At 60.6% G+C, this 9,944-nt stretch carries 8 protein-coding genes; all 8 read right to left on the reverse strand.

Annotation, left to right across the window (positions count from 1 at the left end; translation table 11 throughout):
* Positions 1-3,765 precede the first annotated feature (3,765 nt).
* Positions 3,766-5,049, reverse strand: a complete 1,284-nt coding sequence (locus LFT49_RS21095; RefSeq protein WP_237429324.1) for a ParB/RepB/Spo0J family partition protein — start codon at positions 5,047-5,049, stop codon at positions 3,766-3,768.
* A gap of 65 nt (positions 5,050-5,114) precedes the next feature.
* Positions 5,115-6,197, reverse strand: coding sequence for a ParA family protein (locus LFT49_RS21100; RefSeq protein ID WP_237429325.1), 1,083 nt, complete (start codon positions 6,195-6,197; stop codon positions 5,115-5,117).
* An 89-nt stretch (positions 6,198-6,286) separates the two neighbouring features.
* Entirely contained in the window at positions 6,287-6,937 is a 651-nt protein-coding gene (rsmG, locus tag LFT49_RS21105) for a 16S rRNA (guanine(527)-N(7))-methyltransferase RsmG (RefSeq protein WP_237429326.1), read from the reverse strand.
* A 19-nt stretch (positions 6,938-6,956) separates the two neighbouring features.
* The gene (locus LFT49_RS21110) at positions 6,957-7,520 is read right to left on the reverse strand and encodes a Jag family protein (protein WP_236800384.1); all 564 of its coding nucleotides are present in this window, start codon (positions 7,518-7,520) and stop codon (positions 6,957-6,959) included.
* Positions 7,520-8,488, reverse strand: coding sequence for a membrane protein insertase YidC (gene yidC, locus LFT49_RS21115; protein WP_236800385.1), 969 nt, complete (start codon positions 8,486-8,488; stop codon positions 7,520-7,522). The genes LFT49_RS21110 and yidC overlap by 1 nt, the downstream gene beginning before the upstream one ends.
* Positions 8,489-8,503: 15 nt before the next feature.
* Positions 8,504-8,896 carry a membrane protein insertion efficiency factor YidD gene (gene yidD / locus LFT49_RS21120; protein ID WP_237429327.1) on the reverse strand — a complete coding sequence of 131 codons (393 nt, stop codon included), beginning with the start codon at positions 8,894-8,896 and terminating at the stop codon, positions 8,504-8,506.
* Entirely contained in the window at positions 8,889-9,299 is a 411-nt protein-coding gene (gene rnpA / locus LFT49_RS21125) for a ribonuclease P protein component (RefSeq protein ID WP_237429328.1), read from the reverse strand. Before rnpA ends, yidD begins: the two co-directional genes overlap by 8 nt.
* 40 nt (positions 9,300-9,339) lie before the next feature.
* The gene (gene rpmH, locus LFT49_RS21130) at positions 9,340-9,477 is read right to left on the reverse strand and encodes a 50S ribosomal protein L34 (protein WP_003800212.1); all 138 of its coding nucleotides are present in this window, start codon (positions 9,475-9,477) and stop codon (positions 9,340-9,342) included.
* Between the last annotated feature and the right edge of the window lie 467 nt (positions 9,478-9,944).

The raw sequence follows: 9,944 nt of genomic DNA on the forward strand, positions 1-9,944 counted from the left end.
CCCGTATGGCGGGAGGGCACACGCGAACATACCACGGCAACATACTCTCGACTAGATACTCAAGGGCGGCCGTGGGCTCGGGCCCAAGAATTGACCCAGATGCGTTGCGCGTACAGACCGTCGCGCCACTCAAGAGCAGCAGCTGTGAATTGCACTGTTCTATGGCAGTCGCTGCATTTGGCATTCCACAGGTTTTCAAATCCTGGGCGCGGAGTTTTAGGGCGGGTTGCAGACTAGGCTCATCACCACGCTTGAACTCCGCGCTGGCTGCACACTGGCCTCTTACCGTACAAGGAATCGCCATCTCGGTTCCGACTCGTTGACCGTCAGCCGGACAACTAGGGTCTATCGAGCCGCCCTCCTCGTCCGCTGGAACCGCGCCTACGGGAACAGCTTCAGTAGTTCTACGTTCCTCGTCCAACTGTCGACGCGACCTCGCTCGAAGACTGAGAGGCACTATGTCCAAGCCGCCGCACGATACCTACACACAAGCAAGCCGTGGTGAGCGGCGCGAATGGTAGGCACTCCCTAGCCGGGCGCCCCCACAGCCGAGGCCCTGGCCCTTCACAGGGCACGGATCCGATCCGTTTTGATGTTGATGGAGCCTGCAATGAGCTCGAGCCACGCCAGTCCGGTAGCAAGCGCTTGCGGCGACATTGCCCACACCAAGGGAGCTGCAGAGATACACCGGTCGCACACCCACCCACGTGCATCCTGCCCACAGGAAGACCCGGCGAACAGAGCGATTGCCAGGCATGGAGGAGCAGCCCCACCAGAGCGGCCATTCAGCATGGGGGACCACTCCAAGCAGCGCTTGCCGCCGCGATGGTGCTTGTTTCACGTGAAACAGGCAGCGCTTTTGATGTGCTGTTTCACGTGAAACGGCTTGGGTGGAGCAGCCTTCGGGCGTATGAGCTTCAGGTAGAGGCAGGGCTGCTTCACATGCAGATTGACCGTACCCCAGCTCAGCTATAGATGACTGCTCTGGTCGGCGCAGATACGGTTGGGAATCCTCCGGCTTGCGGCCTCGTATTTAAGGGCAGCGACATGTCTGGCGAAGCATGCCAGCCGCCGCGGCCACTACTGATTACCGAACTGGCTGCGATGATTCCAAGGGAGGGGATGTGGAATGCGACCCAGTCCAACCTCTCGGGGTTCTTGCCATCCTCATGGCTAGTCGCCACCTAGGAGCGCCCACGGATTATGGGCCGTGTAGGGATCCATGCGATGTAGATTGAGACACCGAATGAGCGGCGCCAACATGCGCGAGTACACAGCGTCTACTGCAGTCACTAGCGACAGGACGGGGGAGGAGGATGGGGCGAAGGCAGACTGCCGCAGCTGGCTTTTTCCCCAGCCTTATCCACAGGGTCGCGGATCAGTATCCACAGCGTTGTCCACAGGCTCAGGCGGGCCGATCGCTGGCAGACGTGCGGCTAGCGGAAGCCAGTCCAGTGGATGCCTGCTGCTCAAATACGGCAACTACCAACCTTGAAGCCGCCGGTGCTGTTCGCAAGAGCGGCTCCAGCACCCGCTAGGTGAGATTTAGCAACTGCTATACGTCTCAGCAGGTATTCCGGCCTCCTATACGCCTGACCACTTCCTTTGTTTCACGTGAAACGTAGGAACGTCTTGCAAGCAAGCTGGAAGCATACAGACGAGAATTCGTCTGGGCAGCGCCTCCCGAGACGCAGGGCGACCTGGAGCGACCCGATCCATCTGTGAGCCTATCCACAGAGTTATCCACAGCGCTATCTACCGCCCACGCGGGGCTCGTGCACGCGAGCGTCTGATAACGAAGAGCCTCTAGACCTGTACTCATACCAGTCCAACCCAGGAAGCTCGTGAGTCGACAGACTAGGACGAGTTGGGCGTCGGCGCGCCGCTGATTACTTGAAGCCACCCACGCCCCGACGCGTCGCAAAAGGAGTAGGGAGCCGAAAGTCTTGCTCGACACGCAGGCCAAAAGTTTGGCAGATGCCGGTTGAAGTGGACCCCCTACTCCAGCAACTAGTGCGTATGGACAGGAATCCCCGCTGTGCCTCGGGATCCACATGGCTGAGGCGATGGCCCACTATCGTGTGTACTGGCAGCCCTTCCGAAGGGGGAAGGTTTGAACGGCGTGACCGCTCTTCCTCGAGCAGACGCAGGACCTCTACTACGGTGGCATCGGTACCTGCATCCGACTGAGGCAACCACGGGTCTGTGCCGGGCGACCACCGAATAGAGACACCGAAAGTGTGACCCAGAGGGACATGGTGACCGTCCATCGCTACACAAAACTCCTAAACACGGCGATTGCCAGAGACGGTCTGCTGTGCCTCCCACGGACATCCGGCTCCATCACAAGTGCGGCGAACCGATGTCCAGGCCCACGCTGAGATCGGGCAGCGCCGCAATGTCATCCCTCACAGTAGCCGGCGACTACGGCTACCGAGGAGGTCGGGAACGGCGGTGGAAGAGTTTCACGTGAAACAGGTTCGGCCAGCGTGTCCGTGCCTGGGGGAGCGCTTCGTCGCCCTCACACGGGCCTTGGAAACTGAAAGGGTACCCCTAGCAGCGGTGAACCAGCCCGCCGCCAATGAAAACAAACCAAGCTTGTAGGGTGCTCCTTATGTTTCACGTGAAACCGACGCGTCAACTGCAGGGCCGGCAAGCCCACGTCTGCTGCAAGCGTTACCCGCATGTCTCTGACAGCCTGGAACGCTGGAATGGGGACAGGCATAAAAATGAAGTCCCGGCAGCTAGGCGCGCAGGTCAGAGCGCATTGGATGGACTTGCCGTGTCGGCAGCTACGGAGCAGCAGACTGGGCTGAGTGCAGCAACGTCGATTCCCACTGGGGCAGTCAGTTTGCGAAGAGCACGCTGCCGAGTGGATTCCTCAAAGCCACTGATCAAGATGCGAGCCTGGACCATAAACCCGCCTCGAATCCCGCGCGCACGACTTCTCGCGTGCGACTTCGCCTAGTGCTCCGGTTGTATGAAGAGGCAGCGGGGCTGTATCCACCAAGAGCCACTCGCCTCCGTATCGCTTATTCGCTTAGTTGTTCCGCTGGATGGAACTTGCGAATGGACCGCCAGCCACGAGATTCTTGCGCCCTCGCACTACGATTCAATCATCACGGATGGGGCCGGCGCTGCTCCATGCGACGGCCACGCGAACGCGGTCGACTAGCACATGCGGCAAACGTTGAACCGTCGCGCGTCAGCAAAGGCGTTGTGGGCGTGGTATCTGCGAATGAGGGACTAGCGCGTATGCAAGCCTCCCGTTGGCATCGTTTCACGTGAAACACAAGGCGTTGGGCCTTGGGAGTAAGACCGACAACTCGCGCGTACATCTTCTAATCGTGAATACGGCGTTTATCCGTAACGAATCGCATGTTCATACCCGTCATTTGCTGCCCGCGTGCAAGAGAACGCCGCCCCTTTGATGGGATTTTTGCGCCCTATGTCACCCGCTGGTGCGGGCGGCCGCCAACGGTTCCCCAAAGAAGGAGATAACCACCCTCACTGCTGCCGAGCACCCCGCGACTTGACTGCCGCCGCTACCGAGCAGCCTTCCCGATGGATACCCCGACTAATACCCACTGAGAATTTTGAACTACACCGGCGGCTACGCAAACAGCACGCTAACTGAAGATGCTTTGCACCCTTAAGCGGCTCGGCGGTCACTCAGCGGTCCGACGCTAACACCAGCGAGCAGGGATTCGAGGAGCAACGAAAAGGGCCCGGTTCACGACGAACCGGACCCTTTTGCTGTGGCGATTAGTTGGTGGACCCAGGAGCCAAAACATCCATGATGCGGTTCAGGTCCTCAACGCTGGCAAACTCGATGCTTACCTTACCTTTCCTTACGCCAAGGGAGATCTTGACGTTGGTGTCCAGGCGGTCGGAGAGCGAAGACGCCAGGTAGTCCAAGCGCTCATGCCGGGCGCCGGGGCGGGGAATGTTGTTCTTGGCAGGCTTTGCAGGATCCTGGTACAGGGTGACCGCCTCTTCTGTGGCTCGCACAGACATACCCTCTGCAACGATTCGCTGCGCCAGCCGTTCCATTGCTGCAGCGTCGGGAAGCGACAAAAGGGCGCGTGCGTGACCTGCGGAGAGCACTCCGGCAGCAACCCGTCGCTGCACCAACGGCGGCAACTTCAGCAGGCGAAGAGTGTTGGATACCTGCGGTCTGGAACGGCCAATGCGATCCGCCAATTGCTCATGGGTGGTACCAAAATCCTCCAAGAGCTGCTGGTACGCCGCCGCCTCTTCCAGCGGGTTCAGCTGGCTGCGGTGGAGGTTTTCGAGAAGCGCGTCACGGAGAAGGTCATCATCCGTCGTGTCTCGGATGATCGCCGGAATGGTGTCCAGCCCTGCGGCCTGGACTGCACGCCAGCGGCGTTCGCCCATGACGAGTTCGTAGGGTTCGCTACCGGTTTCGGTTGACGTGCGAACCACGATTGGCTGGAGAACGCCGATTTCACGAACCGAGTGCACCAATTCGGCCATGTCGTCTTCATCGAAGACATTGCGGGGCTGCTTCCGGTTCGGGTGGATGTCCGAGACCGGGATTTCAGCGAAACGGGCACCGGGGACTTCCACCAGCTCAACACCGGAGTCGGGGGCCGCACCAGTCTCAGCCGGCTCCTCAGGGCCTAGGGGGTCGTCCCGTTTTGGCACTTCCGGATCTTCCACGATGGCAGAAGGTTCAGCGGCAGCAGCCTTGGATGCCGCGGCGGGGGACTTCCTGGCAGGAGCCTTCTTTGCCGGAGCGGGCGCAGCCGCAGGGGCCTTCTTATCATCGCTGCTCTTGCCGGCAGGAGCCTTGGAGGCAGCTGGCTTAACCGAAGACGGAGGGGTAGTAGGCGTTTCCGCCTCCTGCGTCCTGGTCGCTGCTGCGGCTGTTGGCTGCTCCGTGGGTTCTGTCTTCCTGCGGCCCTCCGGAAAGAACAAGTCCACAGGCCGCGATACCGCCCCACCGTTACCGGAACCATTGGTTGCGGCGGAACTTGGAATCAGCGCGCCAAGACCGCGGCCTAGGCCCCGTCGCTTCTCGCTCATGGGTAAATCCCTCCAGTGGTAGAGCCAGGCTGGGCCTCGCTCCGTGCGTTGCGGTATTGAAGATTTTAGCGTTCCGCTATTTCAGCGGCGGCTTCCAAATAGGACAGGGCACCACTTGAGGACGGATCGTACGTCATGACCGTCTGCTGGTAGCTGGGGGCTTCGGAGATCCGGACAGACCGCGGAACCACGGCGGAGAGAACCTGTTCGGGGAAGTGCTGGCGTACCTCCGCGGCAACCTGGGCAGCAAGGTTGGTACGGCCGTCATACATGGTGAGCAGGATGGTTGACACAACGAGGTCCGCGTTGAGGTGCTTCTGGATCATCTCGATGTTCTTCAGGAGCTGGCTCAGGCCCTCCAACGCGTAGTACTCGCACTGAATGGGGATCAGTACCTCGCTGGCTGCACAAAAAGCGTTTACGGTCAGCAGGCCGAGGCTGGGCGGGCAGTCGATGAACACATAGTCCAGCCGCTCCTCGCCGCTCTTCTCGCGTTCCTTGGCATAGACATCAATGGCCCGGCGCAGCCGCTGCTCACGGGCCACAAGGGACACGAGCTCAATTTCGGCCCCTGCAAGGTGGATCGTGGCCGGCGCACAGATGAGTTTTCCAATATCCGGGCACGGGGCTACGACGTCGGCAAGAGGGACATCGTTGATCAGGACGTCATAGATGCTGTCCACGTCAGCGTGGTGCTCGATGCCCAAAGCCGTGGAGGCATTGCCCTGGGGATCGATATCGATGACCAGCACATTGAGTCCCGCAGCTGCCAAGGCGGCTGCGATGTTGACCGTGGTGGTGGTCTTGCCCACGCCGCCCTTCTGATTGGACACCGTAAAGATCCGAGTCTTTTCAGGGCGAGGGAGCTGGCGCCCCATTAGGCGTTCACGGCGCTTCGTCTCATGGGCAAGCTCCCGTGCGATGGGGCTGGAATCATCGATAGCGTCAATGACGTTGGACCGACCGCCACCGGTTGTTTCACGTGAAACTGCCTTACCAGACGCTGCAGAGACACCCGTTTTCGGATGATTTCCACCCCGGGCAGGAGCCGTGCCGACACCGGCAAGCCCGGACCCAGCGACAGAACGTGCCGACCCCAAAGACACAAACGGCGGGATCCGTTGTGCGGAGGCTTCACTACTGGTCACTGGGGCACACTCACTCTCGTTCAGCCAATTTTGCTGCCGTTGTCTAGCCTAGCCGCTCCTGCCTGCTGACAGCCGTCAGCGGGCCCGGGTCAGGACTTCTTTTGGGACTTGTTCACCACGATGCGGACCACGGTAGTGGGCTCCTCGAGGAGGTTGTCACCTGCTGTCACCACCGAGGTCTCCACGCCACCCAGCTTACGGATGGTCTTGGCCGCCTTCTCGATTTCCTCCCCGGCGCTGCGTCCCTTGATGGCCACCACTTCACCGTGGCCGCCGAGGAGCGGGATGGTCAGGCCGGCCAGGTTGGTCAAGGCCGAAACGGCACGGGCGGTTACCACGTCAGCCTCAACCTGTCCTACGGCCAGCTCCGCGCGTGTGCGCATAACCGTGACATTGTCCAGTCCCAGGTCATCCACCACTTCCTGGAGCCAGATCACGCGGCGTTCCAACGGTTCGATGAGCGTCAGCTCAAGGTCCGGTCGTGCGATGGCCAGGCATAGTCCAGGCAGTCCGGCGCCGCTTCCGACATCGGCAACATGGCTTCCCTGGGCAATTTCGCTTTCGATGACCGCACAATTGAGGACGTGCCGGCTCCACAGCCTGGGAACCTCCCGCGGCCCAATAAGGCCGCGCTCGGTTCCGGACGTGGCCAGATGCTCCACGTACCGCTTGGCCAGGTCCAGCCGGTCACCGAAGATTTTCTCAGCAGCGCGGAGTTCTGCTGCCGTGATGTCAACCATGATTATCGGGTCAGCTTCCCTAGTCCGCGGATACAACGATGTGTCGGTCGGCGCCTTCGCCCTCGGACTCGCTGACCAAGCCAAGGTCGGCCACGGCGTCGTGGACGATCTTGCGTTCGTAGGCGCTCATCGGTTCCAGTGCCACCGACTTGCCGGTTTCCTTTACGGACGCTGCAGCATCTTCGGCAATCTTCTGCAGGTGGCCAGTGCGCTCCTGCCGGTAGCCGTTGATGTCCAAAACAAGCCGGGACCGGTTTTCCGTGGCTGAAAGGACTGCCAGTCGGGTCAGCTCCTGGAGCGCTTCAAGGACCTCACCGTCTTCGCCAACCAGGCCTTCGAGCCCTTCGGCTTCCTCGTCGGCCACGATGGAGATGTAGGTGCGGCCGTTGCGGACTTCAATGTCGATGTCGCCGTCGATATCGGCGATGTCCAGCAGTTCCTCCAAGTAGTCTGCAGCGACGTCCCCCTCTTCCTCGAGGCGGCTGGCGGCGGAAACCTTGGCGGCGGAAGCATCCTGGTTCACGGAATCGTCCTGATCTTCGATCTCTTCAGAAAAGGCGTGCTCGGTGCTCTCGGCAGACATTACTTCTTCTTCCTGTTCTTGCGCTGGGGCTGGACGCGCTGTCCCTTAATCTCAACTGCGGCGGCCGCGGCGTCGTCGGCTGCCTCTTCCCGCTTGCCGCTCAGGACGGAAAGTGCGGGCAGGCCCTTGGCGGCACGGCGCTCGGCGAGGGCCTTGGCTGCGGGGGATCCCGGCGTCGGCATGCGGCGGATGACGAAGAACTGCTGGCCCATGGTCCAAAGGTTGGTGGTGGTCCAGTAGATGAGGACACCGATGGGGAAGTTGATGCCACCCACACCGAAGACAATCGGCAAGATGTACAGCATCATCTTCTGCTGGCGCATGAACGGGCTGGCCATGGCTTCTTCGGACATGTTCTTGGCCATGATCTGCTTCTGGGTGATGAACTGCGAGGCCGTCATGGCCAGAATCATCACGATGGACAGGATCCAGACAGCCATCTGGTTGCCGCCGCCGCCATGCAGCAGGGATGCAGACAGGGGCGCACCGAAAATGCTGGATTCGTCGAACTGCACCACTTGTTCGTGGCTCATCGCCCCGATGCCGGCACCGGTCTGGCGTGCGGCCGTGATTCCTGACAGCACCTGGAACAGCGCGAAGAAGAACGGCATCTGGATCAGCATGGGCAAGCAGGCGGAGAACGGGTTGGTGCCGTGCTTCTTGTACATGGCCATCTGTTCCTGGGCCATGGCCTGCCGGGACAACTGGTCAGTCTTGCCTTTGTATTTGTCCTGGAGCTTCTTGAGGTCCGGCTGCAGCAACTGCATGCCGCGCTGGGCCTTGATCTGCTTGACGAACACCGGGATCAGGGCGGCACGGATCACCAGCACCAGCCCAATGATGGACAGCGTCCAGGTCCAGCCATTCGCGGCGGGCATCCCGATAGCACTCAAGCCATCGTGGAATCCAATCATGATGATGGAAACCAGCCACTTGAACGGGGCCATGATTGTTCCAAAGAAGTCCATACTTATCCCTATTCGTCAGGCCGCACTGCGGCCTTCTTCATCAGTCCGAGCAACCAGGTAAATGTCCGGATTGTTCAGCACAACAATTGTGGGGGTCTGGCCTTCCGGCCATTCCCGGCGGCCGGCGGGGACGTGGTCCACTCCGCCGGCGTTCCATGGGTGGCAATGACCAAGGCGCCGGACTGCGAGCCAGCTTCCCTTGACTGCCCCGTGGACAGTGACCGCTTCAAGGGCATACGCCGAGCATGAAGGGAAAAATCGGCAGACCGGACCATACAAGGGAGAAACCACCTTGCGGTAAGCGATCAGCAGGAGAATGAGGATGTTCCGGGGCAGGTTCCAGAGGAACCTCCCGACGGCGGCCAACACTCTGTGGGAACGGACGACGACGGCAGTGGCGTTAGGCACGCGTTGTCCCCTCCTGTGTTGTACCGGCCGAACCTTTGGCGGCAGCCCGCGAAGGGCGGCCGGCCAGCCGGTTCAGCGCAGATCCCAGTGCAGCGTTGTAGTCCGACAGCAGCTGGTCCCAGCTGGCAGTGGCAGACGCAGGAAGCGCCCGCACCACGATGGCGAGGCCCGTACCGTGCTCGCGCAGCGACGCAGCAGCTGCTTCTCTCAGTCTCCTCTTAACGAGGTTCCTGACTACAGCGTTCCCTACACTCTTGGAAACAATGAACCCGATCCGGCTGGGTTCGTCGGCAGCAATAGCTGCCGCATATAACACTACGTTCCGGCGCCCATTGCGGACACCGGAACGTACAGTTGTTGAAAAATCGGTTGAGGTCCTCAGGCGGTTGCGGGCGGCCAGCACCTTAAACTCGCAAGGGGATGTCTACCGACGAGCCAGTAATTTAGGCCGACAGTTCGGTGCGGCCCTTGCCACGACGGGCTGCCAGGATGGCACGGCCGGCACGGGTACGCATACGAAGGCGGAAGCCGTGCTTCTTGGCTCGACGGCGGTTATTCGGCTGAAAAGTCCGCTTGCTCACGTTAGTTACTCCAGTGGATCAAAGGTGCGCCCACCCGATCAGTATGGGGAAGAACTGGCCGACGCTAAGTTTTGTATATGCACGCTTCCCCCAGCTGACCAGGCGCACTGCGACTGGAAAGTTCATACGGGGCCAAAAAGCGGACACAAAGGACTTCACAACGTTAGGGCAATCCGCAGCCCGGAGTCAAACCGGAAGCTGCCTCCCGAGCTGTCCCCAGCTGTGCCTAAGTATCCCCAACAGCCTGTGGATGAAGTGGCTCACAGGGCCTTCCGGAGAACCACAACAGTGTAATTATCCACAGCCGGATAGCCAGCTATCTTCTAGGCTTTTCATCCCCTAGAGTGTCCCAGTAGCCGATTATCCACGGGTTGTGCATAACCCTGTGGATGAAGTTGGGCCAGGACCCTGGTTCCGGACTTGGCTGCAGGCAATGCAGGCAAAGCAAGTTTTGAGGGAACCGATTG

It is taken from the genome of Arthrobacter sp. FW306-06-A (assembly GCF_021870055.1).
Taxonomy (GTDB): Bacteria; Actinomycetota; Actinomycetes; order Actinomycetales; family Micrococcaceae; genus Arthrobacter.

Coding starts and splice junctions, on each gene's coding strand:
- rsmG (WP_237429326.1), bottom strand. CDS start 6,937: ATGGTTGACATCACGGCAGCAGAACTCCGCGCTGCTGAGAAAATCTTC.
- LFT49_RS21110 (WP_236800384.1), bottom strand. CDS start 7,520: ATGTCTGCCGAGAGCACCGAGCACGCCTTTTCTGAAGAGATCGAAGAT.
- yidC (WP_236800385.1), bottom strand. CDS start 8,488: ATGGACTTCTTTGGAACAATCATGGCCCCGTTCAAGTGGCTGGTTTCC.
- LFT49_RS21095 (WP_237429324.1), bottom strand. CDS start 5,049: ATGAGCGAGAAGCGACGGGGCCTAGGCCGCGGTCTTGGCGCGCTGATT.